This window comes from Synechococcus sp. LTW-G (assembly GCF_054459035.1).
Window position 1 is genome coordinate 54,986 of the sequence record NZ_JBTKYW010000008.1, and the last position, 25,869, is coordinate 80,854.

Consider the following 25,869-nt stretch of genomic DNA (forward strand, 5'->3'; position numbering starts at 1 on the left):
CCTCGCCATGGCTCAGCGTCTCGACGGCCGTCAATTGGCAGCTGCGTTGGAAGAGCGCCTCGAGCGCGTCGTGGCCGAACGTCTTGCCCAGGCCGGCCGGCCCCCGGGCCTGGCGGTGCTGCGGGTGGGGGATGACCCGGCCAGCGGTGTGTATGTCGCCAATAAAGAGAAGGCCTGCAGTCGTATTGGCATCACCAACCTGGGCGCCCATTTGCCCGCCGAGACCCCGGCGGCGGAGGTCTTGAGCACGATCCAACGCCTCAATGCCGACCCTGCGGTCGATGGAATCCTGCTGCAGCTGCCGCTGCCGGAGGGACTGGACGAAGGTCCCCTCTTGGCCGCGATCGATCCGGAAAAGGATGCCGATGGATTGCACACCCTCAATCTCGGCCGCCTGCTGAAAGGGGAGCCCGGCCCCCGCAGCTGCACCCCCGCCGGCGTCATGGCCCTGCTTGCGGCGGGTGGCGTTGAGCTCTCGGGCAAGCGGGCCGTGGTGGTCGGCCGCAGCATCCTGGTGGGGCAGCCCATGGCCCTGATGCTGCAGGCGGCCAACGCCACGGTGAGCATTGGCCATTCCCGCACCAAGGACCTGGAGGAACTCACCCGTCAGGCTGATGTGCTGGTGGTGGCCGCTGGACGTCCCCGGATGATTGGCGCCGAGCACGTCAAGCCAGGCGCTGTGGTCGTTGATGTGGGGATTCACCGCCTGCCCAGCGAGCCGGGCGCGAAGGCCAAGTTGTGTGGTGATGTGCGTTTTGACGAGGTCGAGCCGATCGCCAGCGCCATCACCCCCGTCCCGGGCGGCGTCGGTCCGATGACCGTGACGCTCCTTCTGGTCAACACCGTTGCCAGTTGGTGTCAACGCTGCGGTTTGGATCAGCCCTTGGCGGATTTGCTCCCATAGCGGGGCGCGGCCTGAGAGAATCCGCCCGAGCGATGGCCCTGGGCCCAGATCTCCCATGAGCGCGGCGGTGACGACGACTGACAGCACCTCCACGGGGGAGCCGGGCCACTTTGATTTCGCTGCCTACCTGGAGTCATCCCGGCAGCAGGTGGAGCAGGCCCTCGATGGCTCCCTGGGGCCGGAGCGCCCCGAGAGCCTGCGGGAGGCCATGCGCTACTCACTCCTGGCGGGGGGCAAGCGCCTGCGTCCCATCCTTTGCTTGGCGGCCTGCGAGTTGGCCGGTGGTGATGCGGCTTTGGCGATGCCGACGGCTGTGGCTCTGGAAATGATCCACACCATGTCGCTGATCCATGACGACCTGCCGGCCATGGACAACGACGACCTGCGTCGGGGGATGCCGACGAACCACAAGGTCTACGGCGAAGCCAACGCGATCCTGGCTGGGGATGCCCTGCTGACCCGCGCCTTTGAGATGGTGGCGCTGCGCAGCCCTGGGGTGCCTGCCGAGCAGTTGATCAAGGTGGTGGGCGAGCTGTCTTTGGCCTCCGGTGCCCCCGGCCTGGTGGGCGGTCAGGTGGTGGACCTGGAGTGCGAAGGCAAGGACGTTGACCTCGAGACCCTCGAGTACATCCATCTCCACAAAACCGGAGCGCTGCTGCGCTCCTGCGTGCTGACCGGCGCCCTGATTGCTGGCGCCTCCGAGGCCCTGCTGGCGGCCCTGACGACCTATGCCCGCGGGATCGGTCTGGCCTTCCAGATCATTGACGACATCCTTGATGTCACCGCCAGCAGCGAAGTGCTGGGCAAGACCGCCGGCAAGGACCTGACGGCCGATAAGACCACCTATCCCAAGCTTCTTGGTCTTGAGGAGTCCCGCCAGCGGGCCGATGCCCTGGTGGCGGAAGCCAAGCAAGCGCTGGAGCCGTTTAACAGCAATGGCTCGGCGGCTCCGTTGCTGGCCCTGGCGGACTACATCACCAGCCGCGATCGATGAACGCTCTTTTGGACAACGGGGCCCTGTGGTGGGGGCTCGCCGCCTGTGGCACGGCCCAGTTCTCCAAGCTGGTGATTGAGCTGGTGGTGCACCGACGCTGGAACCCAAAGGTGCTCGTCGAGACCGGTGGCATGCCCTCGAGCCATTCGGCCTTGCTGACCGGGACCGCCGCCGCTCTGGGCTGGCAGCAGGGGTTTGATTCCGGCCTGTTTGCCCTGGCGGCGACCATGTGCTTCGTGGTCCTCTATGACGCCTCCCACGTCCGCTATTCCGCTGGGCTGACGGCAGCCCGCGTCAATGCCCTGAGTGAGGGAGGAGAGGAGCAGGCGCCGCTCAAGGAGAAGCTCGGCCACACCCCCTTGGAGGTGCTGGTCGGCAGCCTGATGGGCCCCCTGGTTTCCCTACCGGGGCTGGTGCTGGTGGGCTCTCCCTTGACCCTGGCCCAGCACTGGGGCTGGCTAGCGATTGGCTGAGGGGGGGCTGACCAGCGGCCAAACGGCGGCGACCGAGGCGTTTGAGCAGTGGCTCAAGGCCCCCTACGACGGCACTCCGTTTGTCCTCAGTGGTTTTGCTGGCACCGGGAAGACCTTCCTCTCCTGCCACCTGCTGGCCCTGGTGGAGCAGAGGGATTGGTGTTGGACCGTGGTGGCCCCCACCCACAAGGCGGTGGGCGTTCTGCGGCAGCAGCTGTCCTGGGCTGGTCTTCAGCCCACCTGGTACCCGAGCACCATCCACCGCTTGCTGCGGCTGAAGCTCAAGCGCCAGGGGGATCTGGAACGGTGCGAAGAAACCGAGCAGACCGCTGGCTCCCTCGAGAACCTCTCCTTGGTGCTGATCGACGAGGCCTCGATGGTCGACAGCGCCCTCCTGGAGATTGCCTTGCGCTGCGCCCACCCCTTCAAGACCCGCTTGGTTTTTGTCGGCGATCCGGCCCAGTTGCCGCCCGTGGGGGAACCGCAGAGCCCGGTGTTCTCGATGGGCCGCTCCGTCAACGCCAGTTTGAACGAGGTGGTGCGCCATCAAGGTCCGGTGTTGCAGCTCGCCACCGGTCTGCGCAGTGGTGATCTTCCCTGCCGTCAGCCCCCGGCCTTGGGGCTGGTTCGTGACCCCCAGGGGCAGGTGGCGGTCTTGCCCCGCTCCCAGTGGCTGGAGGCGGCCCAGGCGGCCCTGAAGCGCGGGGCGGAGCTCGATAACCCCGATCACGCCAGGATTCTTTGCTACACGAACCGGGCCCTGGAGCAGTTGGTTCCGCTGGCCCGCCGCGCCATCCATGGCGAGATGGCTGACCAGCTCCCCGTCCTGCCGGGGGAGGTCTTGATGACCCGCTCGGCGGTGATGGCCCCGGCGTGCCGGGCCGGGGAGGAGGCCGCGGAGGAGCCCGACATGCTGCTCGGCTCCAACCGTGAACTGGTGGTGCGGGATGTCACCCCTGAGCGCTGTGACTTGGCGGACTTTGGGGTCGGAGTCGGTGATGGCCTAACCCCAACCGTCATCGAGACCCTCAATGCCGATGTCGAGGCCGGCGAAACCCGGTTGACCCTGCGTCTCCTCCCGCCGGTGGGCAGTGCCGGACGCCAAGCCCTCGATGGCGTCATGCGCTCCCTGCGCCTCCAGGCCCGGGAAGCCGGCAAGCAGCAGGGCCGCAGTCTCTGGCGGCGTTATTTCCTGGTGCGCGATGCCTTCGCCTCCCTGGGTCCCGCTGCGGTGCTGACGGTGCACCGCAGCCAGGGCAGCACCTTTGGCGAGGTCTTCATCGCCGGTGACGTCTTCTGGCCCAGTGATGACACCCTGAGGCGCCAGTTGGTCTATGTGGCGGTCAGCCGGGCCTCGCAGGCGGTTTGGCTCAGTGCCGATCAGCGTCTGGGCAGTGTTGGGGCCACCCAGGAACGTGATCGCTGGAGCCGCTGGCTCAAGGGTGCTAGCTGAGCTGCAAGCCTTCGATGCCCTGCCAGCCGAGGTAGCCCGCCAAGACCAAGCTCAGCCCTCCCACCAGCAGATCCCCCTTGTTGAACAGCAGGGTCTTACCGCGCTCGAGCAGGGGCAACACCTGGTCGCGGCCGATGAGCACCGCGAGGAAGGGCAGCAGGAGCGCGGTGCTGCAGGCCAGGGCGAAGCCGCCGGTGTAGAGCGTCTCTTGCAATTGGCTCAGCCCAGAGGACAGCAGGGCTGAGGCGGCTTTGGCAAAGAGGAAGAGATCGTCGGGGCTGATCACCTCCAGGGCTGAACTCACCCCCAGCAGCAACGGCAGGGGCATGGCGCAGAAGCGATCGAGCTGACGGGTCCAGCCGGGGGCCTCGGCACCGTCTTCTTTGCGATCCAGTAATTCTTTGAGCCCCAGGGCCAGCAAGGCCCCGGCCGCGAGCAAATCCAAGCCTGTGCGGTGGCTGGTGCCTTTCTCCATCGTGAGCAGGAGGCCATGGCCCACGGTCAGCAGCACCACCACCATGGCGGTGACGGTCAGCATCCAGCCGAGCACGAGCAGCCCGCCGCGCCGCAGCGGGTTTGGACCGAGCAGGAGCAGCAGCAGCAGGCCGATATGCAGCGGGCTCAGGGCGATCCCACTGCCGTAGGCCAGCAACTCGGCCCAGAGGGTGCCATTGGTCATCTAACGGCGAATTTCGAACCAGTCTTCCTTCAGGGGCGGGAGCTGGCTTTGGTTCACGCTCAGCACCTCCGCCTCCCTGGGACCCCGTTCACACCAGAGGCGCAATTGGGTCAGATGATGGGGCTGGCCCTCGGCCTGCACTTCCACGGAGCCGTCCGGGCAATTCCTCACCCAGCCGCTGAGGTCGAGGTCTTTGGCCATGCGGCTGCAACTTTCACGGAAGCCGACGCCTTGCACATGGCCTCGGATCTGCAGCTGCCAGCGCTCAATCCGAAGCGCGCTTTGGCTGTTGTGGCGCTGCTCCTGGCGCACCCATTGCCGCACTTTGGCGCTGCGGTTTCCTCGGGTGATTGGCCGTGTGTCGGCAATCAGCCAGCCCGGTGTCCCTGACTGGCGTTGTGGGCTGTCATCCCGCGTCATCCACCCCCCTCTGCGAAGGCCTGGTGTCTTCAAGGTGGCATGGGTTTTGGCTTTCGGCCATTTGGGCTGGGGCATTCCAGTGGATCAGGGCGCGGGTCTGACGCTCGTAGCCCAGAACGCAGAAGCTGCCGGTACCCAGCACCAATCGGGCGCCGCCGGCGGGGCCCTGCCCCAGCCAGCACCCCGCGAGGCTGCGCAGGATGTGGCCATGGGCAAAGAGCGCCACGTCACAGCGCTCCCCTGGTGCACCGCTGGCGTACGCGCTGGCACGGGCGATCACCCGCTCACAGCGCTGCTGCACCTGATCGCTGCTTTCTCCCCCTGGGCAGGGGTGGCTGAAGACGGTCCAGTCCGGGACGCTCTGGCGAATCACGGCGGTGGTCAGCCCCTCGTAGTCGCCGTAGTCCCATTCCTTGAGATCGGGTTCGATCTGGGCCTGCTCGCCCAGGCCGGCCAGTTCACAGGTGCGTCTGGCCCGTTGCAGGGGGCTGCTTAAGACGGCGGTAAAGCGGTGCTGGGACAAAACCGGCGCGAGTCCCCGCGCTTCCGCTTCGCCTTGGGGCAGCAGGGGGAGGTCGGTGTTGCCGGTGTGGCGTCCATTCAGTGCCCATTCGGTGGCGCCGTGGCGCAACAGCCAAAGGTGCAAGGAGGCCATGGTTAATCAGGGACCAGTGGTGAGACCTGGCGGGCGGCGGCGGCAAAGCGCTGCGGGATCGCCGGGCAGCCCCCCCAATGCAGGTGTAGCCAGCTGGCATGGAGCTGGCCATCGCCCCAGCCTTCTCGGCGGGCTGGACTGCCCCAGCCCTCCAGCTGCCAAAGGCTTGAGTCCTCGGCATTCTCCGCGTCGAGCTGCCAGCGGTGAAACTCGTGCCCCCACAGCGTCTCGCCTTGGCGCAGCACCAGTCCATCGCCCAGCGGGGAGGCTTGGCGATAGCCCAGGCTCAAGCTCCCGCGCCGCGCCTGAAAGGGCAGCAGATCCGCCATGGGATGCAGGACGCCCTGTTGGTCCTCCAGGCCGCGCCCGAGCAGCAGCAACCCTCCACATTCGGCGTAGATCGGGAGCCCCATGGCCCGCGCCTGCCGTAGGTCGCTGAGGCTGCGTTGGCTCGCACTCAAGCTGCCTGCATGCAGTTCCGGATAGCCCCCCGGCAGGATCACGCCACGGCAATCCGAAGGGAGGGGTTCATCCGCTAACGGCGACCAGCTCTCGACGGTTAATCCGTTCTGCTCCAGCAGCTCGATTGCCTCGGGGTAGCGGAAGTGAAAGGCGGCATCGCTGGCCAGGGCCACCTTGATCGGTGCTCGTACTCCTTGCCCGGGCGGGGCTGGCGGTGGCGCGGGTTCGGCGGGAGGCGGCGCGCTCAGTAGGGGCCAGAGCTGCTCGAGGTCGAGATGCTCCTGGGCCAGTTCCGCCCAGGCCTCCAGTCGCGTCTGTACATCCTCCAGTTCATGGGCGGGCAGCAGACCCAGGTGTCTCGAGGGCAATTCAAGGCTGGTGTGCCGGGGCAGGGCACCAAGCACCGGCATGGCGATCGAGGCCAGGGCCTCCCGCAGCAGGGCTTCGTGGCGGGCACTGCCCACACCGTTGAGCACCACCCCGGCGATGCTCAGCTGCGGGTCGTGGTCCCGGAAGCCCCGTACCAGGGCGGCGAGGGAGCCGGCCTGACGGCTGGCCTCCACCACCAGGACCACCGGGAGCTGCAACAGCGCAGCCACGTGGGCGGAACTCCCCTCGGCGGAGGGCCCCTTGCCATCGAAGAGGCCCATCACCCCCTCCACCAGGCAGAGATCCCCTTGACTGCCGTGGCGCTGGAAGCTCCGCCTTAGCCAGTCTTCGCCGCAGAGCAGGGCGTCGAGGTTTCGGCAGGCCCGGCCACTGGCCAGGGACAACAGCTGGGGGTCCAGGTAGTCCGGTCCCACCTTGAAGGTCTGCAGGTTGAGGCCGCGGCGACGCGCCAGGGCGGCGAGGGCGAGGCTGACCAGGGTCTTGCCGCTGCCGCTGGCAGGAGCGGCAATCAGGCAGGGCATGGTGCGTCCTAACTGGGCAGCAGCTTGGCAGCCAGGGCGACGGCTGCGGCCATCAGGGGGTTGGTGCTGTCATGTCCTCCCCCCAGCAGGCGGGCCATTTCCATCTCCTCGCTTTCGTTGGGTAGGGGCACGACCTCCTCGGCCAGTTCCATCGAGGCGACACCGCCGGCCTCCAGACGCATGCAGCCCCCTGATTCCGAGCAGAGGATCACGCAGAGGGGCGAGCGGTTCGGCGGGGCGCAGATCAGGCGTAGGCCGACCAGGGCCCCGGGATGGACCTTGCTCATGCCGACTGGGACAGGCATCAGGCGGAACTGAACGCTTTGGCCATCGGAGCGCTGGAATTCAGCCCCGATCCCCCGCTCCGCTGGGCTGGAACCATCGATCCAGAAGCTGCTCACCAGGTGCCAGCCGAGCCGATCGGCAATCCAGGCGGCCAGCAGCAGTCCTTTGACCGGATGCTGCCCTTCGACATCGATATCCAGTTGAACCACCTGATCGAGGGCGCTCTGGCGGGTCGGGGGATCAAAGACCATCGCCAGCGATTCCCGCCAGGTCCGCAGCCGCAGCCAGTTGAGGTCGTTGACGGCCTGGCCGAGGGCAATGCGCTGGGCCAGTAGATCGAGGCAGCGCCTGGGCTCGCCGATGGAGCTGTCCACCACCAAACGGCGCGGCACGGTTGCCAACCCTTCGAGGAGCTCGGGTGATTCATCCATGCTCCCGTTCCACCAGACCCAGCAGGGCAGGTCTGAGGGGATCAGCTCCTGGAGCATCGACAAGCCATGGGACATCGCTCCCATGCCACCCCGCAGGACCACCACATCACCGCAGGCATCGCTCGTGGTGCCGCGCTCTTCCGGCAGGGGGCAGTAGGCCGCCACCATCGACTGCAACTGCTGATCAGCGGCCAGGGTGGGGGCCAGGGTGATCAGGCGCCGGGGTTGGTGGGCGCTGATGGCACGGTCGACGAATTGTCCGCGTAGATCCTCGGCGCTGTGTTGGCCGGGCTCTTGCCCGAGGGCCCAGGCAACCTGGGGCGCGGTGGGAGCTGTACCGGTGGGAAGCCCCAGCTCGCTGCTCGCCCGCCGTGCGGCCTCCAGCAGTTGATCGTTGAGCAGCCCGCTCAAGGGACCATCCGCACGGCCGGTTCGAATCAGCTGCTGCTGCAGCCAGGAGGGCTCCCATACCACCAGGGTGAAGGTGGAGGCTCCGCTGGAGTCCTTGAGATGGTCACTCCAGAGTCGGTTGAGATAGTCCGGGACCTCCTGGGGAGCCATCTCGATGGGGGCCTGGAGGGTGAGTTGGGGAGCCATGGCAAGTGCTGAAGAACAGAACGTCGAAAAGCAGGAATTACGGGCGTCGCCACATCAGGCCGTCCTCGGCCAGGAGGGAATCGGAGGCGGCGGGACCCCAGGTCCGGGCTTCGTAGGGGTAGACCGGCAGGCGGGCTGGGGCGTCCTCAATCAGTTCCAGCAAGGGGGTGTAGAGCCTCCAGGCCGCCTCCACCTCATCGCTCCGGGTGAAGAGGGTGGGATCGCCGAGCATCGCGTCGGCCAGAAGGCGGACATAGCCCTCATCGGAGGGCTCACCGAAGCTGTCCTCGTAGCTGAAGTGCATGTCCACCGGTCGGCTGCGCATGCCCGAGCCGGGTGCTTTGACGTCAAAGACAAAGCCAGCGCCTTCATCCGGTTGGATCCGCAGCACCAGTTGGTTGGCGGTCGGGGTGCCACCCGCAGCATCAAAGAGCTGCACGGGAGCCTTGCGGAAGGTCAGCACAACTTCTGAGAGGCGTTTGGGTAGACGTTTGCCCGTACGCAGGTAGAAGGGCACCCCTTGCCAGCGCCAGTTGTCGATGAACAGCTTCATCGCCACATAGGTTTCGGTGGTGCTGTCGGGATTCACCCCCGGTTCCTCCCGGTAGCCCGCTAGGGGACTGGCCGGACTGCCGCCGCGGCTGTATTGCCCGCGCACGCAGCATTTCCAGGGCTCGTCTTCATTGGCGAGCCGGGCGGCCTGCAGCACCTTGGCCTTCTCGTTGCGAATGGCCTCCGGGTCGAAATGGCCGGGCGCTTCCATGGCCGTGAGGGCCAGCATTTGGGTCAGGTGGTTCTGCACCATGTCCCGCAGGGCACCACTGGTTTCGTAGTACCCGGCCCGCTCTTCCACGCCGACGGTTTCCGCCGCTGTGATCTGGACGCTGGAGATGTAATTCCGGTTCCAGATCGGCTCAAAGATGGCGTTGGCGAAGCGCAACACCAGGATGTTCTGGACGGTCTCTTTGCCCAGGTAGTGGTCGATTCGGAAGATCTGGGATTCCTTGCCGCAGCTTTGGACGATGCGGTTCAGGGTTTGGGCGCTGCTGTAGTCCGTGCCAAAGGGTTTCTCGATCACCACCCGGCTGCGGCCGGGATCCTGGAGGAGACCGGCGTTGGCCAGGGCCCGGCAACCGCTGCCGTAATAGGCCGGTGACACCGAGAGATAGAAGGTTCGGTTGCCGCGGGTGGCCTTCAGCCGATCGAGGGCCTCGAGTCGCGTCCCCAATTTGACGACGTCTTCGTCCTTCTGCAGGTCCACCGGCTCGTAGAAGAGGCAGCCGCTGAATTGCTCCCAGGCGCTCTGGTGCTGTTGGATATCGCTGGCCATCGCCTCGGCCATGCGCCCGCGGAAGTCCTCATCACTCCAGGGCCTGCGGGCGCAGCCGAGGATGGCGAACTCCGTGGGTAATCGGCGTTGGCGGAACAGCTCGAACAGCGCCGGGATCAACTTGCGATGGGTGAGGTCACCGCTCGCGCCAAAGATCACCAGACACTGGGGTGAGATGACACGCTCTTGTCGAAGGCCTACCCGCAGAGGGTTGGTTTGCTGGGCCGGCATGGGCGATGCGCGCGTCCCCCAGGTTTAACGGCGTTGACTGGGGGACGCATCCGGACGTCACAAAAAAAGCCCGCCGAGGCGGGCTTTTGAGCAAAGGCTGACCTGAGGCGTTGGCTCAGTAGGTCTCGACGTGCCAGCGCTCGGCTTTTTTGAGCTTGGGACGCAGTTCGGACCAATCAAGACCCTTGGCCGCGGCGGCCGTGGTCATGGCTTCGTCGATGCCGGGCTCCATGCCGCGCAGACCGCACATGTAGACGTGGGTCTTGGGGTCTTCGATCATCGCGAAGATCTCATCGGCATTCTCGCTGACGCGGTCCTGGATGTACATCCGGCCGCCGTTGGCGTTCTTCTGCTCGCGGCTGATGGCCTTGGTGTAGCGGAAGTTCTCGGGGAACTCACGCTCGTAGCGGTTGAAATCGTCGTCGTAGAGCAGGTTGGCGGTGGTGGGTGCACCCATGAACAACCACGCTTTGCCGCGGAAGTTCCAACCGTTCTTCTCGCGCTCGGCGGGCTCAAACATCCGGCGCAGGTAGGTGCGCATCGGCGCGATGCCGGTGCCGGTGGCCAGCATGATGATGTTGGCCTCCTCGTCTTCAGGCAGGAGCATTTCCTTGCCCACCGGACCGGTGATCTTCACCTTGGCTCCGGGCTCGATGTCGCAGAGGAAGGTGGAGCAGACACCGTTGATGGTTTCGCCATCCTTCTCGTACTGCAGCTGACGCACGCAGAGGGAGACGGTGTCATCAGCCAGGTCGTCGCCGTGGCGGGTGCTGGCGATCGAATACAGACGCAGCTTGTGGGGCTTGCCGTTGGCGTCCTCGCCATCGGGAATGATGCCGATGGACTGACCTTCGACGTAATGCAGCTGGGGATCACCACCTTTGAGGTCGAAGGTGATGTGGTTCACGCGACCGATCGCACCTTCGCCCAGCAGGCTGTAGTTCTCGGTAACGGTGCCCAGGAAAGGGGTCTTGGGCTTGTAGAGATTGACCGGAACGGCAGCGTGTGACACAGAAGCAGCTTTTTTAGCGGGGGCTTTTTTGGCTGAGGCGGCAGGAGCCGGCTTGGCCGCGGGCGCGGGGGCAGGTGCAGCAGGCGCCTCAGAGGATGGGGTGACCGAAACGATCGTCCCACCGATCTGACTGATGGATTGCATCAGTGCCTGCAGGCGAGAGAAGGGAACGCTGATCGTCCGCTCGGCATTGCGGGGGTGGGCACTGCCATACCCCTGCACAACCACAGTGAACATGCGGGAGTCGCTGCGGCTGGATGTAGCGGTCGAAACACGCATGAATCTCTTCTGCCCTATGGACGCGCGCGATCATAGGTAATCCGCAGAGCTTCAAGCGCCAGAGGCCTCTCTCCGTTGCATTCCGGAGCGGGCTAGGTTGACTCTTCTTGAGCTTGAGCCCCCCCGGCGCATTCCTTGACACAGTTGTCGGTGCCACCGGATTCGACCTCTGCGCTGAGTGAACCGCTGAATGCAGCGTCCTCAGGCCAGGGTGCGTGCTCGCTTGACACCATCCAGCAGGAGATGGAGCGCTTGCCAGGCGGCACCCGCCGGCTTGCTGTTCAGCTTCGCCTGGCCATTGATCCGACCTGGATCTGGGCGGTCCTGACGGATTACGACCAGCTGAGCCGCTTCATCCCCAATCTCCAGACCTCACGCTTGCTCTGGCGGCGTGGGTCCGTCGTTGGCCTGGAGCAGGAGGGGGCCCAGCGCTTTATGGGGATGCAGTTCAAGGCCCGGGTGCAGCTCGAGCTCACGGAACATCCCGAGGCTCGGCAGCTGACCTTCACGATGTTGAAGGGGGATTTTCGCCGCTTTGATGGGGTTTGGACCATTGGTTTCGACGGCGAGACCACAACCCTGCTCTACGAATTAACGGTTCAGGGCTGCGTCGGAATGCCGATCGGGCTGATTGAACAGCGCCTGCAGGAAGATTTGGCCGCCAACTTGCGTGCTGTGCAGGCCGAGGCTCAGCGCCGAGAAGCGCTGGTCTGATCCGCTGATCGGTTGGCACAAAAAAAGCGGCCGAAGCCGCTTGTCTTTGAGATACCCCCAAGGGGATTCGAACCCCTGTCGCCTCCGTGAAAGGGAGGTGTCCTAGGCCTCTAGACGATGGGGGCTAGGACTCGGAGCACAAAGGAATTCAGATTCCCTTGCAGCGCTTGGCGTTTGACCGCTGCGTCCGATGGAAAGAAATTACGGGTCGGAGGGTCCCTTCGTCAATCAAGGTCATGACCTGCAACTCAACTGGCCCCTTGGCCGTCCCAGACGGGCACCGTGAAGTAGAAGCAGGCACCCTCATCCGGCTCGGAAACCACCCAGATCCGCCCCCCGTGCACTTCCGTGATGCGCCGGCAGACCGAAAGGCCGACCCCAAAGCCTGAGGTGGTGGATGAGGTCTGGGGGAGGCGGACCCGATCCTGAAAAATTCGCTCCTGCTCATCGACAGGAATCCCCGGGCCGGAATCGCAGACGCTGACCTCGATCCACTGGCTGGTGCGGTGAAAGATGGACATGCGCACCTGCCCGGCGTCGGGCGTGTACTTGAAGGCGTTCTCCAGCAGGTTGAGGAACACCTGTCGCATGCGTCGCTGGTCCGCATAGACATCGGGAAGGTCGCTTGGGATATCGGTGATCAGCTCGAGGCCTCGGCCCACCCAGCGCTTCTCCAGCTCAAGAATGGCCTCCGCGGCGAGGGGGCCCAGGGCGATGCGCTGGGGGTTGAACAGGGCTTCCCAGCGGGTGGTTCCCACCTCCAGCAGATCCTTTGACAACTGCTCGATGTCGTCGAGGCGCCGATCGAGCACATCGCGGAAGCGGGTTTGATCGATTTGCCCGAGGTTCAGGCTTTGCAGCGCCAGCTTTGAAGCCGTGAGGGGGGTTCTCAATTCGTGGGCGACCATCCGCAGCAGACGCTCCTGACCGCGTAGGCGTTCGATCAGCGTCTCGTTTTCTTGGCGCAGCACCAGGACCTGGTCTTCCAGTTGCAGTTCCCGCTGGGTTCGGCTGCCATCGCTCTCCGCGGGCCGGAGGCTCATGCCCAGTCCGCTCACTACCTCCAGCTGCTGCCAGCGCGGCAACCAGTTGCGCAACTGTTGCAGCAGCATGTTGCCCGCAAACACCTGCTTAGGAGCGGGCTCGAGCTTGATCAGCGCTGGGGTGGCCACCAGCCGGTGGAGCTCCAGCAGTTCCGGTCGTTGCGCAGGGTCCGCCAGCTCCAGGCTGACTTCGAAGCCAAAGTCTTCCCGTTCGAGAAACGCCACCAGGCTGCGCACATCGGCGCTGGCCCGGTGGCGGGTGCCGGCCACCAGCAACAACTTCAGATGGCGGCGTTGCGGGGAGTCGTCGTCACCGGGCTCTGCCCAGCCATCCGCGCTGCCTTGGCTGGGCGCCTCAAGGCCTTCCGTGCCATCGCGACGGATCAAGTCGTTGCCAGCGGGGATCGAATCCCCAGCAGGGTGCACCGGAGGATGAAACCTGGAGAAATTGTTGTTTCACCCTATGGGGGTTTTTCAAGACCTGCAGGCCTCGCTATGACGACTGTGATGAGTCGTTGTTCGCTTAGTCCCAGTGGTCCATCATCGGGAGCTATCGACGCGAGTCCATCCGGTCTCGTGGGCGCCTTCTGCACCAGGAAGGCGTCCTATCCAATTCGATAACACCCTGCGGCGTTGGTTCAACCGAAACCTGGGGCTATGGCGCTCGCGCCGCCAATACTTTTTCCCGGACGATGAAGTCCTGCGGGTGGACATGTTCCTCAGGGTTCAGACCTTTGAGGATCAGGTCGAATCGGAACCCCGTTATCGCTTCACCTGGTGGCCAGAAAAGGAATACGACTTCTTTGAGCTCAAGCCCCGGTATGTCCGGGAGGGAACGATGGACGCGACCCTCTGCGGCCATCAGCTGCGCCGCAGTCGGGGTTATCTCTGCGGCTCCCCCACCAAAAGTCAGATCCGCCAGGCGGATGAGCATGAGGTGGTCTTTGAGTCGCACTACCAGGAGTGGGACATCCTTGAGCACATCCGTCTGGTGAACCAAGACCAGTTCCGGGCGCGTTCGATTTATTCCTGGCGTGACGGCAACTTGGAGCTTGTGGAAACCCACCACGAAATTCGGGTTGAGGAGGCTGGTCCTCCGTTGCGCAGCGACGACTAGTGCCCCTCGGTGCGGCGTGCATCAGGATTAGAGCCAATTGCTGCTGTTCGCGTGCGCCTGTCTCGGATTCACCTGGGCCTAGTCCTCCTGCCCGTGGTGCTCTGGATCGCACCACTGCCGGTCCAGGCGGCTCCGGCTACCGAGGCAGAGATGAACCTCTACACCCGTATTGCGGCACTCAATGTCTGCATCGCTCGGGCTGCAGATACGGACTTTGATAAGGCCGTGGCGATTGCTGGTGAGACGATCGCCCAGGTGATTCAAGGGGGGCATCAGTCCCAGATCGCTCAGGTGGGCAACAAACCCCTCTCGATTGAAGAGCTGCGCCGCGGTTCGATTAATTCGGCGGTCTTGGGTGCCGTTGAGGTCTGCCCCAACGAGGTCCCAGCCGATGTGAAGGCCAAGGTTGAGGAAGCGGTCAAAGGCCGCAGCTCCCAACCCCAGAAGCCGGCCAAGAAGCCCTGAGTCACATCTAGTCGTGCTTCAGGGGACGTTCAGTCAGAGATCACCGCAGCGCCGGAGCTTGTCTGAAGAGGTCCCCTTTGGACTGATTCGATGACCTCTCGCTCTCCGTTGACGCTGCTGCTGATCTGCGCAGCGATGACCCCCGTGTTGGGCCTTCTGCCTGCTCCAGCGTTCGCCCATGGCGAGCGCTGGAGCAGGCAGCATCACCATCGGGCTTGGAGGCCGGTCCGGAGGCCTCGGCAGGAAACAACCTGGCGTGAGCGCCAAACCAGAGCCCTTCCGGTCACTCAGGCCCCGGCGGTCTCCTGCAACACCGGTCGGCTTTTGGGTGGATTAACCGGTGGGGCGGCGGCCTATGCCCTCTCCCGCCAGGATGGTCGGGCATGGGCGATTCCCCTCGGTGCTCTGCTCGGCTCCCAGATGGGCTGCAGCGTGGCGACGGGGCGGGGTCCCGTTCCTTGGTGATTCTTCCCCCGCATGGCCACCGTTCGCCTCGCTGACTACCGCCCGGCTCCGTTTACGATCGAGCACACCGAGCTGCTGTTCCAGCTCCATGCCGACCATGCCGTCGTCGAGGCGGAGTTCCAGCTGGTTCCCTCAGGAGCGGCAGCGGATGCGACTCCCTGGGAGTTCTTGGGGGAACAACTGGAGCTGCTCTCGATTGAGCTCGACGGCCAGTCCCTGGCGCCAGACACTTATCGCCTGGAGAGCAGCAAGTTGCTGTTGCTCAAGCCACCGACAGAGGCCTGCCGACTGCGAACGCGGGTCAAGATTCAGCCCCAGACCAACACCAGCCTGGAAGGGCTGTACGTCAGCGGTGGCCTCTTCACCACCCAATGCGAGGCCGAGGGCTTTCGGCGGATCACCTTCCACCCGGATCGCCCGGATCTGCTCAGCCGGTTTCGCGTGCGCATCGAAGCGGACCTGGCCAGCTGCCCAGTGCTGCTCTCGAACGGCAACTGCCTGGAGACCGGTTCACTCCCAGGGGAACCCGGTCGTCACTACGCCGTCTGGGATGACCCCTTCCCCAAACCCTCCTATTTGTTCGCTCTGGTAGCGGGTGCCCTGGAGGAGGTGCGCGATCAATTCATGACCTGCAGCGGCCGAACGGTTCAACTGCGGATTCATGTCGAGCCTGGGGACGCTCCCTTCACGGCCCACGCGATGGCGTCGCTGAAGCGCTCGATGGCCTGGGATGAGCGTCGCTACGGCTTGGAATATGACCTCGACGAGTTCAATCTCGTTGCGGTGCGCCACTTCAACATGGGCGCGATGGAGAACAAGAGTCTCAATATCTTCAATTCCAAGTTGGTCCTAGCGGATGCGGAGACCGCCACCGACGGCGAGTTGGAGCGCATCGAAAGCGTCATTGGCCACGAGTACTTCCACAACTGGACGGGGAACCGCATCACCTGCCGGGACTGGTTCCAGCTCTCGCTGAAGGAGGGCCTGACGGTCTTCCGCGATGCCAGCTTCACGGCGGACCTGCATTCCCCCGAGGTGAAGCGCATTGAAGACGTGGCGCTGCTGCGCAACACCCAGTTCCGCGAGGACGCCGGTCCGACGGCCCATCCGATCCAGCCGGATCACTACCAGGCCATCGACAACTTCTACACAACGACGATCTACGAGAAGGGCGCAGAAGTCATCCGCGTTCTGCACACCCTGCTGGGGGAGGAGACGTTCATGCGTGGCATGGCTCTCTATGTGAGCCGTCATGACGGCACCGCCGCCACCTGCCAGGACTTTGTACAGGCGATGGAGGATGCAGCCAAGACGGCTGGCGACCTGCCCCGGTTTGATTTTCAGCAGTTCAGGCGTTGGTACAGCCAGGCCGGAACACCCCAGCTGCAGATCGAGCGCCACTGGGATGGCGATGCCGGCACCCTGCAGCTCACGATTCGCCAGTCCACTCCCGCCACTCCGGGCCAACCCCAGAAGGAACCTGTGGTGATTCCCCTGGTGCTGGGCCTGGTGGGCCAGGGCGGTGATCCACTGCCACTGCAGTTGCCGGGTGAGCACGCCCAGGACGTGGCCGCCGCGCAACTGCCTGCTGCCTGGGGCAGTGGTAGCCGCTTGTTTGTGATCGATCGCGAAGAGCAGTCGCTGCTGTTTGTGGGGCTCGAGGCCCACTCACACCCCCCGGCGGTGTCACTGCCACGCGGCTTCTCAGCCCCGGTTCGCATCGCGATGGAGCGCCCCACCAACGAGCTTCTCCACCTGCTGGCCTGCGACAGCGAGTCCTTCTCCCGCTGGGATGCTGGCCAGGTGTTGTTGCGTCAGGCCCTGCTGGAGCGGGCGGCCGGCTCGATCAACGATGAGCTGGAAGAGGGCTTGGTGGCCGGCTTCGAGCGGATCCTGCTGGAAGGGGATCTGGGGGATTCGTACCGCAGTGCCTTGATGGCCTTCCCGGGCCTACCGGAGCTGGAGGATGCGGCCCTGACCCAGAACGGCACGGTGGATCCGCCGGCCTTGTTTGAGGCGGCCTTGGCTCTTCGCACCCGCTTCGGTGAGGAGCTCAAGGATCCCCTGGAGGCGGTCTTGGCCTCCTGCCGCAACCAATGGCACAAGAGCTGGCCGGAGGGTGTGGGCGACCGGGACCTCACCGCCACCGTTTGGAGTTGGCGGGTCGCCGCCGGGGATGCGGCCATTCGCGCCGAGGCCGCCGAGGCGGTGTCGGGGCCCTCAATGACCCTCGCCCGCGCTGGGCTGCGGGCCCTGCAGTCCATTGAGAGTCCGGAGCGCAGCGCGGCACTCCAGGCCTTCCACGACCGTTGGCAGGACAAGCCCGTGATCCTCGATGCCTGGTTTGGCCTGGAGGCCGCCACCCCCTTTGGCGATGGGGTGGCCCGGGTGCAGCAGTTGCTTGAACACCCGCGCTTCGACCCGGCGGCACCGAATTCCCTGCGGGCGGTCCTGGGCGGTTTTGCCGGCAACGTCAGCCAGTTCCACCGGGCCGATGGCCGCGGCTATCGCTTCATGGCCGAGCAGATTGCGGCTGTCGATCAACGCAATCCGATTACCGCCTCGCGGATGGCCAAGGTCTTCAGCCGCTGGCAGAGCTATGGCCAAGAGCGCTCAGAGCGCATGCGCGAAGCGTTGCAGCAGTTGTCCGAGGCGCCGCTGTCCCCCAATAGCCGCGAGGTGGTGGATCAGTGCCTGCAGCCGGCCTAGGGCAAGGACTGGTGGAGCCGCTTCAGCCCTTCGCGCCGTAGCGCTCCGCCCTCGGGGCCGGCGTGGGCTCCCCACAGCCCCTCCCAATAGAAGTAGATGACGCCGTGGCCGCGGGCAATGGCCAATTTCACCCGTTCGCTTAGGTCGGGGAACTCCGTCGTGCGTCCGCCAAAGCCCGCAAGGATGCCGATCTCGACCGGGATGCCCCAGCTGCTGGCCTTGGTCAGGGCGGGCTGCTGCAGATCCTTCTCAAACCCCCTGAGGGAGTAGGCGTAGTTCTGCACCACCAGCTCATCGATCAGGCCCCCCAGGGCCCAGATCTCCCAGTCCTGGAGCCAATGGTTGTAAGCAAAGCGGAAGGGTCCGGGGGAGAGGCTGACGTAGGGGCTCCCCAGGCCGCTGTCTTTCAGGGTGCGGCGCAGCTCCCGCAGCAGCCCCGTGAGTTGACGCCGTCTCCAGTTCATCCAGGCCCGATCGGTGTGCAACTCGGGCGGTTCTTGCCCGGTCTCCTTTCGGTAGAGCGCTCGGGTGTAGGGGTCGTAGCCCAGCTCGACCGGCCAGGCGAAGTGGTCATCGAGCTGAATGCCATCGACCTTGCAGCGCTGGACGATCTCGCCGATCAGCCCCAGGAACCGTTCCTTGACCCCGGGGTGGGCCGGGTTGAGCCAGACCATCTCCTTGCCATGCATCGAGACCGTGCTGATGCCGGAGCTGTTCTGCAACACCCACTCCTGGTTTTGCCGCACGACCGCCGCATCGGCCGGCTCCATCAGGCCGTACTCAAACCAGGGGATCACCCGCAGGCCGCGCCGGTGGGCGGCTTCGGTGAAGCGGCAAATCGGATCGAGGTTGGGGTTGCTCTGCAGCAGGGCGGGCTCCATGGGCGCCCAGCGACTGCGGTGGAAGGTGGTGCCGCGGCTCCAGACGTTGGGGTAGAGGGTGTTGAAGCCAGCCACGCTGAGCTCCTCGACTGCCTCCTGAATCCGCTGTTTTGAGTAATAGAGCGGGCTTGGGCTGTTGGTGAGCCAGACCCCAATCCGCCGGGGCTCTGGTTCTTTCGCCTGAGCGGCGATGGAGGCCAACAGACCTGAGAGCACCAGGCTGACGGCAAGGGCCAGCCTGCGCTTCACCGGAACATTGAGCTAACGGAGCTCTCGTCGTGGATGCGCCAGATCGCTTCACCGAGCATGTTGGCTACTGAGAGCACCTGCAGCTGGGGGAAGCGGCGGTCTTCGCTCAGGGGGATGGAGTTGGTGACGATCACCTCCTCGAACAGGCCGGGCTCGGAGAGACGTTCCACCGCCGGTGGCGAGAAGACCGCATGGGTGGCGCAGGCCAGCACCTGGGTCGCTCCGTTCTGACGCAGCAGGCGCGCGCCAGCGCAGATGGTGCCGCCGGTGTCGATCATGTCGTCGATCACGATCGCGGTCTTGCCGGCCACATCGCCAATCACCGTCAGGCTCTCGGCCACGTTGTGGCCGGAGCGGCGCTTGTCGATGATCGCCAGGGGGGCGTCATTGAGTTGCTTGGCGAAGGCCCGGGCCCGGGCCACGCCACCGACGTCGGGGGAGACCACAACCACATCGCCCAGGTCGCGGCCGCGCAGATAGTCCACCAGCACCGGGGACCCGTAGATGTGGTCGCAGGGAATGTCGAAATAGCCTTGGATCTGGGCGGAGTGCAGATCCATTGCCAGCACCCGGTCCACACCGGACTTAGCCAGCAGGTTGGCCACCAATTTGGCGGTGATCGACTCGCGGCCCGCGGTTTTGCGGTCTGCCCGGGCGTAGCCGTAGTAGGGGATCACAGCCGTGATCTGGCGGGCGGAGGCCCGTTTGCAGGCATCCACCATCACCAGCAGCTCCATCAGGTGATCGTTCACCGGAGCGCAGGTCGGTTGGATCAGGAAGACGTCGCAGCCTCGGATCGATTCCTGGATCTGGATGTAGAGCTCGCCATCGGCAAAGCGTTTGATCACCCGGGGGCCATCCGGGACTCCGAGGTAGGCACCGATCTCTCGAGCCAGGGCCTGGTTTGAGGTGCCGCTGAACAGCCGCAGGCGCTTGGTGTCATGGCCCATGCTTGCCTGATCGACCCGTTCTGCGGTCAGGAAACTGGTCACGGGGCCGCTGGCTGGACGGTAGAACCCTGATCGTAGAAGCCGCCCGGCACGCGGTCAGCACCCTGGAGCCCGATCCCTTCATGAATCGCTCGAACTCCAGCGCTGCCTCAGGGGTGTGTTTGGTGGCTCCAGGGGGGCGCATGGGCACCTCGGCCTCCGCCTTGGCGGACCTCACGGGATGGCGGCTGATGCCTGCGTGGTACAGCGATCCTCAAGCGTCCCTGCAGGCCCTCAGCGCAGAAGCGCCAGGCTGGCTCCAGCCCTTGGCGATTGATCCCGCACAGCCCATGGGTGCCGTGGAGTGCTGGGCAGAACTCCTGGGGGCCTGGCGCCTGCCCACCTGCTTGCTCTGCAGTGAGGTGGACCGTGCCGCCGGCCTAGCCCGCAGCCACTCGGTGCTGCTGCGCCACTACCGCGTTCCCCTGGTCGGAATGATCCAGTGGGGCGGGGACTGGAGACCGGCGGAGCGCCGCGCCGAAGGTCTGCCCTGGTTGGGGCACCTGCCTTCCTCGCCGGCGGACCCAGAGGCCCTGGCGGAGTTGCGCCTGCGCCTAATTAAGGCCAGCGCGGTTGCAGCCGCTGCTCCTCCAGCTCCCGCATCGATGCCTTTGCATTGAGGGCCGGCCGCAGGCTGAGGCTCTGGAACTGCACGGATTGCCCCGGCTGCAGGGCCACCGCCATCAGGCTCAGCACCTCCTGGGGACTGAGGTTTGTGTCCACCTGAGGCCGCAGTTCGGCAATCAGCGAGGGCAGGCGCTTGAGCTGGGCGGCCTGACCCATCTGCCGCAGCAGTGTGGCGATGGCCTGCTCTTGGCGATCGCGCCGGCGCTCCTCACCATTGATCGGGTCCCGGAAGCGCAGGTACTGCTCCACCTGGGTGCCATTGAGCTGCTGCAGGCCCCCCTGCAGGGCGATGGTGAGCTTCTGGCTTTGATCCGTGTAGGCCATCGCCCGATCCGGCGCCAGCTCCAGCCGTCCCATCCCATCCACCAGCTCCCGCAGGGCCGTGCGGGGGATGACCACATAACGCTCGGGCGCTCCATCGGCCAGACCCAGCAGTTCCGCGCTGGCGCTAGCCACCAGGGCTGCCCCCCCGCGGCGGTAGAGGCTGCCGAGGGGCACCGGCGTGGCGTCACCGGGCAAGCGCACGGCCCCTTCGATCGGAAGGTTCATCACCTGAACCGGGCCGTTCGGATCGACATGCACCAGCAGCAGGGCATCGCTATTGGCGGGGCCAGCCGGGGCGGCGCCGTTGGAAATGGCCCCCTGACGGTCGGCATCGGAGCCGATCAGCAGCACGTTCAGGGCCTGGCTCGGTTGTTCGGCGAGAGCTTCTGCACTGGGAGGGCCGTCCTCTTTGGCGGAGTGGTCCTGCAGGGGCCAGACAAGGCTCAGGGCACCCAGGCCCGCGACGATCCCCGTGCCGGCGGCCAGGAGGCGAATCGCAGCCCGTTGGCGAGCACTGCGCTGCGGGCGATTCCCAGCGGTGGCCATGGACGGGCGGCGTTGAAAGACGCACCACTTTGACGTAGGTCGACTGGGGCTGACGCCGTTGTTGCGCTCACGCCAGATAGGTTGTGGCCTCGCCCGGCCAAGTCGTTGTCCCTCGCTGCTTCATCTCCAGGCTCCTCGCTGCCCCATGACAGGGCCCGGCCCCTGGCGAAAGGCAGCACCTATCCAGCCAAGGACCTCTGCAGCCAATGCGGTCTCTGCGACAGCCGCTGGGTGGCCTATGTCAAGGACAGCTGCGCCTTTTTGAACCAGCGCTTTGAGGCGATGGAGACCGCGGCCCATGGTCGCAGCCGCGACCTGGAGAACGAGGACGAGCTCTATTTCGGTGTGCAGCAGCGGATGCTGACCGCCCGTTTGCAGCAGCCCATCGCCGGCGCCCAGTGGACCGGAATCGCCAGCCGCATTGGCGTCCTGGCCCTCGAAAGCGGGCTGGTGGATGCCGTGCTCTGCGTGGGCCAAAGCGAAGAGGATCGCTTCACGCCTGTGCCACGGCTGGCCCGCACCCCCGAGGAGGTGCTGAGTGCCCGGGTGAACAAGCCGACCCTCTCCCCCAACCTGGAGGTGCTGGAGCAGCTTCCCGGCAGTGGCATTCGCAAGCTGCTGGCCATCGGCGTGGGCTGCCAGATCCAGGCCCTGCGGGCGGTGGAGTCCACCCTGCCCCTCGATCAGCTCTATGTGCTGGGGCTTCCTTGCACTGACAACGTCTCGCGCGAGGGTCTTCAGACCTTCCTGGAGACCACGGTCAGCTCCCCGGAGACCGTGGTCCACTACGAGTTCATGCAGGACTTTCGGATCCACTTCCGCCACAGCGACGGCCGCGAGGAGACGGTTCCCTTTTTCGGGCTGGATACACCCAAGCTCAAAAACGTCTTCGCGCCGAGCTGTCTGAGCTGCTTTGACTACACCAACGCCGGTGCGGACCTGGTGGTTGGCTACATGGGGGCGACGTTCGGCCGGCAATGGCTCACGGTGCGTAACCCCCGCGGTCAGCAGTTGCTGGACTTGGTGGAGGCGGAACTGGACGTGGCTCCCGTGACCAGTCGCGGTCAACGCCAGGCGGCCGTGCAGCAGGGCATTGAGGCCTACGACAAGGCGCTGAAGCTGCCGATTTGGCTGGCCAACATCATTGGCTGCTTTGTCGGGCGCTTTGGCCCCCAGGGCCTGGAGTACGGCCGCTTCTCGATTGATTCGCACTTCACCCGCAATGCCCTCTGGCTGCGGCGTAATCACCCCGAGAAGGTGGAGGCCCATATCCCCGCATTTGCCCAGCGGATCATCAGCCGCTACAAGCTCCCCAACCCATGAGGCGCGCTGGGGTCCTGCTGCACGTCACGGCGCTGCCGGGCACACCGGCCTGCGGGACCTTTGGGGCCGCCGCCCACAAGTGGGTCGATGCCCTCGCCAGCCAGGGCATCCAGGCCTGGCAGGTGCTGCCCCTGGCCCCCACCGACGGCCTGGGCTCCCCCTACAGCGCCCCCAGCGCCTTCGCCCTGAACCCCTGGTTCCTGGATGCCGATGCTCTGGTGCAGACCGGCCTAATCGCGCAGCACGACCTCAGCGCCATCCCAAGTGGCGGGCAGCCCGGGCGACTGGACTTTGATCTTGCTAAGCGCCGCTCCGCAGCCCTGGCGGAGGCGCTGCTGCAGAACTACCCAAGCTGGGACGAGCCCACCCAGCAGGCCTTTGCGGCCTGGCGCGAGCAGCAGCGCTATTGGTTGGTGGATCACTGCCGCTTTGTCGTGCTGCGCCAGCTCCACGCGGGCCAGCCCTGGTGGTCCTGGCCCGCTGCCCTGGCCAGCCGCAAGCGATCGGCCCTGAAGGCCTTTGATCAGGAGCACAGCCAGTCCCTGCTGCGGGAGGCCTTGCTCCAGTGGCAGCTGCAGCAGCAGTGGCAGGCGGTGCTGGATCACGCCCGCCGCTGCGGGGTGCAGGTGATCGGTGACATCCCTTTTTATGTGGCCCATGACAGCGCCGATGTCTGGAGCCACCGCCGCCTGTTCTCGCTGGATCGCTCCGGACGCCTGCTTCAGCAGAGCGGTGTGCCGCCGGATTACTTCTCTGAGACCGGCCAGCTCTGGGGAACGCCGGTTTACCGCTGGCCCCTGCATCGCCTGAGTCGTTTCCGCTGGTGGAGGCGGCGTCTGCGGCGGCAGCTGCAGGTGGTTGATCTGCTGAGGATTGATCACTTCCGGGCCCTGGAGGCCGCCTGGATCGTTCCCGGTGGTGATGACACCGCGGAGCGGGGGGTGTGGAAGCGCACCCCTGGGGCCAGCCTGCTGCGCCTGTTGCCAGCTCCGCTGCCCTTGATTGCCGAGGACCTGGGGGTGATCACGCCCGAGGTGGAGGCCCTCCGCGATCGCTTCGCCCTGCCAGGGATGAAGATCCTGCAGTTCGCCTTCGACGGCAATCCAGGAAACCCCTATCTCCCCAGCAACATCGAGGGAGAGCGCTGGGTCGTCTACACCGGCACCCATGACAACGCCACCTGTATCGGTTGGTGGCAGCAGCTGAGCGCTGAGCAACGGGCCCAGGTGGAGGCCCTGACCGGCCCGGTTCATGCCCCGGGTTGGCAGCTGTTGGAGTTGGCCCTGGCCACCAGCGCCGGATGGGCCTTGGTGCCGCTGCAGGATCTGCTGCACCTGGGGGATGAGGCCCGCTTCAACACCCCGGGGACGACGGAGGGCAATTGGCAATGGCGCCTGGGCCAGTCGATTGCTTCGCTGGAGGGTCCACTGCAGGGCTACGCCGAGTTGGCTCGGCGCTACGGGCGCGGCGGCTGAGGAGCCGGCACTTGAAACTGCTCTGGCTGTTTGGGCAGGGCCGCCAGGGGCTTGCCGTTCCAGATCACCTCGCCGGTTTTCGGGGCCGGTGAGACGGAGAGTCGCAGGGGCGGCTGCAGCTGCAGCACCAGCTGTCCCTTGCTACCGCTCAGCTGGCTGCGTTGTCCGCCATCACTGCTGAGGTTGAGGGAACTGGCCTGACTGAGGTTGAGCTCCAGTACCCCGGGACCTTCGGGGGCCGGGAGTGGTTGGCGCAGGGCGCTTTGACCGCTGCCGCGCTGGGAGCGCTCAAGGGGGCGTAGATCGGGATAGGCCACCAGCAGGTTGTCTCCGGCTTGGACCGCCTTGGCCTGCTCGCTCGGTTTGAGGGCAGGGATCGGATTGAGGGTCAGCAGGTTGGCCGCGGCAAGTTGGCGCTGCTGCAGGTTCAGGCCGTAGATCAGCCCCAGGGTGACGGCCCCGTAGAGAACCGTGCCCTGCCAGCTGCTGAAGACATCAATCGAGCCCGGGGTGAAGCGCTGCAGGCGATTGGCGTTGGCCGCGGCGTTCTCGCTCTCCGGTGGGAGTGCTGCCCCCAGGCTTCCGCCGGGCAGGTTGAGGTACTCCTCCAGTAGCGGCAGCATCGATTTGAGGTAGGCCCCCTCTGGCAGGCGATCGCGCCAACCCCGCTCCAGCGCCTCGAGCACGGGGGTGCTGATCTTGGTCTCCAGGGCCATTTGCCGCAGATTCAGGCCCCGGGACTCCCGTTCGCTCTTGAGCCGCCGGCCAACCTCCAGCAAGGGGTCTTCCACCTCAGGGCTGTCAGGGCTGGCATCGCCGCCGCCGTTACCCCGGCCCATCAAGCGGGCCAGACCTGGGATGGACAGGGCGAACCGAGGCATTCCGGCCGATCAGCTTCTTAATCCCATTCTTGATCGTTTATTCGTCTCCAGCGACCCTCTGGCAGCGCTCCGAGATGAATCGGGCCGATGGCGATGCGCTGCAGATCGAGGACGTGGTGGCCCAGAAGCTCAGCTGTGCGGCGGATCTGACGGTTTTTCCCTTCGCCCATGACCAGTTCCAGCAGGGTCCGGCCCTGTTCACTGCTGAGGCTTCTGACCTGCACCGGTTGGGAGGGCAGGCCATCGAGACTGACGCCTCGGGCCCATTGATCCAGCACCCGTTGGCTGGGTTGTCCCTGCACCCAGACCCGGTAGGTCTTGCTGTGGGCATAGCGCGGATGGGTCAGCTGGAGGGTGAGGGCCCCGTCGTTGCTGAGCAGCAGGGCGCCGCGGCTCTCAAAGTCCAGGCGCCCGACCGGGTGCAGTCCTTGGCCCCGGGCCAGCTCGGGCGGCAGCAGGTCGAGCACGATCGGCCGGCCTTCGGGGTCAAAGCAACTGCTGAGGACCCCGGCGGGTTTGTTCAGCAGCAGCACCATCGGTTCGGCGGAGGCGCCGAGGGGCTGGCCATCGAGGCTGATGGCATCGATGTTGGGATCGGCCTTGTCCCCCAGCTGGGCCCGCTGGCCATTGACGGTGACGCGGCCGTCTCTGAGCAGCTCCTCAGCGCGGCGCCTGGAGCAGACCCCCGCTTGGGCGATCAGCTTTTGCAGTCGTTCGGCGGCCATCTCAGCGCTGTGCCCAAAAGCATTTTGCTCATCAGAAAAAAGTGATACGGTTCCGCAACAGCTTTACGAAACACCTGGGTTTCGTAATTCGTTTTCGCTGATGCCTTCTGTTCCGATCCTTCGTGCTGACCGCGACACCGCGCTGGCCGGTGGAACGGACCTGGTGCGCTCGTATCTGCGGGATATCGGCCGGGTGCCGCTGCTGACCCACGAGCAGGAG

General features: G+C 65.5%; 26 protein-coding genes and 1 tRNA gene. 13 read left to right on the forward strand and 14 right to left on the reverse strand.

Annotation, left to right across the window (positions count from 1 at the left end):
- Positions 1–7 precede the first annotated feature (7 nt).
- The 4 genes from folD to ACXIQ9_RS11390 are packed head-to-tail and all read left to right on the forward strand — an operon-like array spanning position 8 to position 3,824.
- Positions 8–904: a bifunctional methylenetetrahydrofolate dehydrogenase/methenyltetrahydrofolate cyclohydrolase FolD gene (folD, locus tag ACXIQ9_RS11375; RefSeq protein ID WP_459016708.1), complete on the forward strand. Its 897-nt coding sequence runs from the start codon at positions 8–10 to the stop codon at positions 902–904.
- A gap of 55 nt (positions 905–959) precedes the next feature.
- Positions 960–1,898, forward strand: coding sequence for a geranylgeranyl diphosphate synthase CrtE (gene crtE, locus ACXIQ9_RS11380; protein WP_010317896.1), 939 nt, complete (start codon positions 960–962; stop codon positions 1,896–1,898).
- Entirely contained in the window at positions 1,895–2,371 is a 477-nt protein-coding gene (locus tag ACXIQ9_RS11385; protein WP_459016709.1) for a divergent PAP2 family protein, read from the forward strand. Before crtE ends, ACXIQ9_RS11385 begins: the two co-directional genes overlap by 4 nt.
- On the forward strand, positions 2,364–3,824 hold the full coding sequence (locus ACXIQ9_RS11390; RefSeq protein ID WP_459016710.1) for an ATP-dependent DNA helicase: 1,461 nt from the start codon (positions 2,364–2,366) through the stop codon (positions 3,822–3,824). Before ACXIQ9_RS11385 ends, ACXIQ9_RS11390 begins: the two co-directional genes overlap by 8 nt.
- On the opposite strand, the gene ACXIQ9_RS11395 is transcribed toward ACXIQ9_RS11390, so the two are convergent.
- From ACXIQ9_RS11395 to ACXIQ9_RS11425, 7 genes are all read right to left on the reverse strand, one after another.
- A complete protein-coding gene (locus ACXIQ9_RS11395; RefSeq protein ID WP_459016711.1) occupies positions 3,817–4,503 on the reverse strand; it encodes a GAP family protein in 687 nt (228 codons plus the stop codon). The genes ACXIQ9_RS11390 and ACXIQ9_RS11395 overlap by 8 nt on opposite strands.
- Positions 4,504–4,923, reverse strand: a complete 420-nt coding sequence (locus ACXIQ9_RS11400) for an acylphosphatase (protein WP_424163612.1) — start codon at positions 4,921–4,923, stop codon at positions 4,504–4,506.
- Complete coding sequence (locus ACXIQ9_RS11405; protein ID WP_459016712.1) at positions 4,910–5,578, reverse strand: histidine phosphatase family protein; 669 nt, start codon at positions 5,576–5,578, stop codon at positions 4,910–4,912. Before ACXIQ9_RS11405 ends, ACXIQ9_RS11400 begins: the two co-directional genes overlap by 14 nt.
- 2 nt (positions 5,579–5,580) lie before the next feature.
- Positions 5,581–6,951 carry a cobyrinate a,c-diamide synthase gene (locus tag ACXIQ9_RS11410; RefSeq protein WP_459016713.1) on the reverse strand — a complete coding sequence of 457 codons (1,371 nt, stop codon included), beginning with the start codon at positions 6,949–6,951 and terminating at the stop codon, positions 5,581–5,583.
- Between the two features lie 8 nt (positions 6,952–6,959).
- Complete coding sequence (locus tag ACXIQ9_RS11415; RefSeq protein WP_247479128.1) at positions 6,960–8,264, reverse strand: glucose-6-phosphate dehydrogenase assembly protein OpcA; 1,305 nt, start codon at positions 8,262–8,264, stop codon at positions 6,960–6,962.
- Positions 8,265–8,301: 37 nt separating this feature from the next.
- Positions 8,302–9,825 (reverse strand): glucose-6-phosphate dehydrogenase, encoded by a 1,524-nt coding sequence (gene zwf, locus ACXIQ9_RS11420; RefSeq protein ID WP_459016714.1) that lies wholly within the window; start codon positions 9,823–9,825, stop codon positions 8,302–8,304.
- 115 nt (positions 9,826–9,940) lie between these two features.
- Positions 9,941–11,116: a phycobilisome linker polypeptide gene (locus tag ACXIQ9_RS11425; RefSeq protein WP_424174069.1), complete on the reverse strand. Its 1,176-nt coding sequence runs from the start codon at positions 11,114–11,116 to the stop codon at positions 9,941–9,943.
- Positions 11,117–11,359: 243 nt separating this feature from the next.
- Here ACXIQ9_RS11425 and ACXIQ9_RS11430 point away from each other — a divergent pair, with 243 nt between their 5' ends.
- Positions 11,360–11,830: an SRPBCC family protein gene (locus ACXIQ9_RS11430; RefSeq protein WP_247479729.1), complete on the forward strand. Its 471-nt coding sequence runs from the start codon at positions 11,360–11,362 to the stop codon at positions 11,828–11,830.
- Positions 11,831–11,882: 52 nt separating this feature from the next.
- On the opposite strand, the gene ACXIQ9_RS11435 is transcribed toward ACXIQ9_RS11430, so the two are convergent.
- A tRNA-Glu gene (locus ACXIQ9_RS11435) sits at positions 11,883–11,955 on the reverse strand.
- Positions 11,956–12,078: 123 nt separating this feature from the next.
- The gene (locus ACXIQ9_RS11440; RefSeq protein ID WP_459016715.1) at positions 12,079–13,299 is read right to left on the reverse strand and encodes a histidine kinase; all 1,221 of its coding nucleotides are present in this window, start codon (positions 13,297–13,299) and stop codon (positions 12,079–12,081) included.
- A 280-nt stretch (positions 13,300–13,579) separates the two neighbouring features.
- Between ACXIQ9_RS11440 and ACXIQ9_RS11445 the strand changes: the two genes are divergently transcribed.
- The 4 genes from ACXIQ9_RS11445 to pepN all read left to right on the forward strand — a co-directional run bounded on the left by ACXIQ9_RS11445 (position 13,580) and on the right by pepN (position 17,629).
- Positions 13,580–13,990, forward strand: coding sequence for a hypothetical protein (locus ACXIQ9_RS11445; RefSeq protein WP_363159473.1), 411 nt, complete (start codon positions 13,580–13,582; stop codon positions 13,988–13,990).
- A 51-nt stretch (positions 13,991–14,041) separates the two neighbouring features.
- Entirely contained in the window at positions 14,042–14,455 is a 414-nt protein-coding gene (locus tag ACXIQ9_RS11450) for a cAMP phosphodiesterase (protein ID WP_296418089.1), read from the forward strand.
- Between the two features lie 90 nt (positions 14,456–14,545).
- Positions 14,546–14,920, forward strand: coding sequence for a hypothetical protein (locus ACXIQ9_RS11455; protein WP_459016716.1), 375 nt, complete (start codon positions 14,546–14,548; stop codon positions 14,918–14,920).
- A gap of 12 nt (positions 14,921–14,932) precedes the next feature.
- Positions 14,933–17,629, forward strand: coding sequence for an aminopeptidase N (pepN, locus tag ACXIQ9_RS11460; RefSeq protein WP_459016717.1), 2,697 nt, complete (start codon positions 14,933–14,935; stop codon positions 17,627–17,629).
- Here the strand turns inward: pepN and ACXIQ9_RS11465 are convergent.
- Positions 17,626–18,759 carry a glycoside hydrolase family 10 protein gene (locus ACXIQ9_RS11465; protein WP_459016718.1) on the reverse strand — a complete coding sequence of 378 codons (1,134 nt, stop codon included), beginning with the start codon at positions 18,757–18,759 and terminating at the stop codon, positions 17,626–17,628. The genes pepN and ACXIQ9_RS11465 overlap by 4 nt on opposite strands.
- Positions 18,756–19,751, reverse strand: coding sequence for a ribose-phosphate pyrophosphokinase (locus ACXIQ9_RS11470; RefSeq protein ID WP_010317880.1), 996 nt, complete (start codon positions 19,749–19,751; stop codon positions 18,756–18,758). Before ACXIQ9_RS11470 ends, ACXIQ9_RS11465 begins: the two co-directional genes overlap by 4 nt.
- Positions 19,752–19,831: 80 nt before the next feature.
- Here ACXIQ9_RS11470 and ACXIQ9_RS11475 point away from each other — a divergent pair, with 80 nt between their 5' ends.
- Positions 19,832–20,368: a hypothetical protein gene (locus ACXIQ9_RS11475; RefSeq protein WP_459016719.1), complete on the forward strand. Its 537-nt coding sequence runs from the start codon at positions 19,832–19,834 to the stop codon at positions 20,366–20,368.
- Here the strand turns inward: ACXIQ9_RS11475 and ACXIQ9_RS11480 are convergent.
- Positions 20,307–21,245: an LCP family protein gene (locus tag ACXIQ9_RS11480; protein ID WP_459016720.1), complete on the reverse strand. Its 939-nt coding sequence runs from the start codon at positions 21,243–21,245 to the stop codon at positions 20,307–20,309. The genes ACXIQ9_RS11475 and ACXIQ9_RS11480 overlap by 62 nt on opposite strands.
- 105 nt (positions 21,246–21,350) lie before the next feature.
- Between ACXIQ9_RS11480 and ACXIQ9_RS11485 the strand changes: the two genes are divergently transcribed.
- Positions 21,351–22,568, forward strand: a complete 1,218-nt coding sequence (locus ACXIQ9_RS11485) for a Coenzyme F420 hydrogenase/dehydrogenase, beta subunit C-terminal domain (protein WP_459016721.1) — start codon at positions 21,351–21,353, stop codon at positions 22,566–22,568.
- The gene (gene malQ / locus ACXIQ9_RS11490; protein WP_459016722.1) at positions 22,565–24,043 is read left to right on the forward strand and encodes a 4-alpha-glucanotransferase; all 1,479 of its coding nucleotides are present in this window, start codon (positions 22,565–22,567) and stop codon (positions 24,041–24,043) included. Before ACXIQ9_RS11485 ends, malQ begins: the two co-directional genes overlap by 4 nt.
- On the opposite strand, the gene ACXIQ9_RS11495 is transcribed toward malQ, so the two are convergent.
- On the reverse strand, positions 24,025–24,924 hold the full coding sequence (locus ACXIQ9_RS11495; RefSeq protein WP_459016723.1) for a helix-turn-helix domain-containing protein: 900 nt from the start codon (positions 24,922–24,924) through the stop codon (positions 24,025–24,027). The two genes, malQ and ACXIQ9_RS11495, sit on opposite strands and share 19 nt — an antisense overlap.
- 17 nt (positions 24,925–24,941) lie before the next feature.
- Entirely contained in the window at positions 24,942–25,649 is a 708-nt protein-coding gene (locus tag ACXIQ9_RS11500) for a pseudouridine synthase (RefSeq protein ID WP_459016724.1), read from the reverse strand.
- Positions 25,650–25,749: 100 nt separating this feature from the next.
- On the opposite strand from ACXIQ9_RS11500, the gene ACXIQ9_RS11505 reads away from it, so the two are divergent.
- Positions 25,750–25,869: sigma-70 factor domain-containing protein (locus ACXIQ9_RS11505; protein ID WP_459016727.1), on the forward strand; the 120-nt coding region annotated here is incomplete at its 3' end.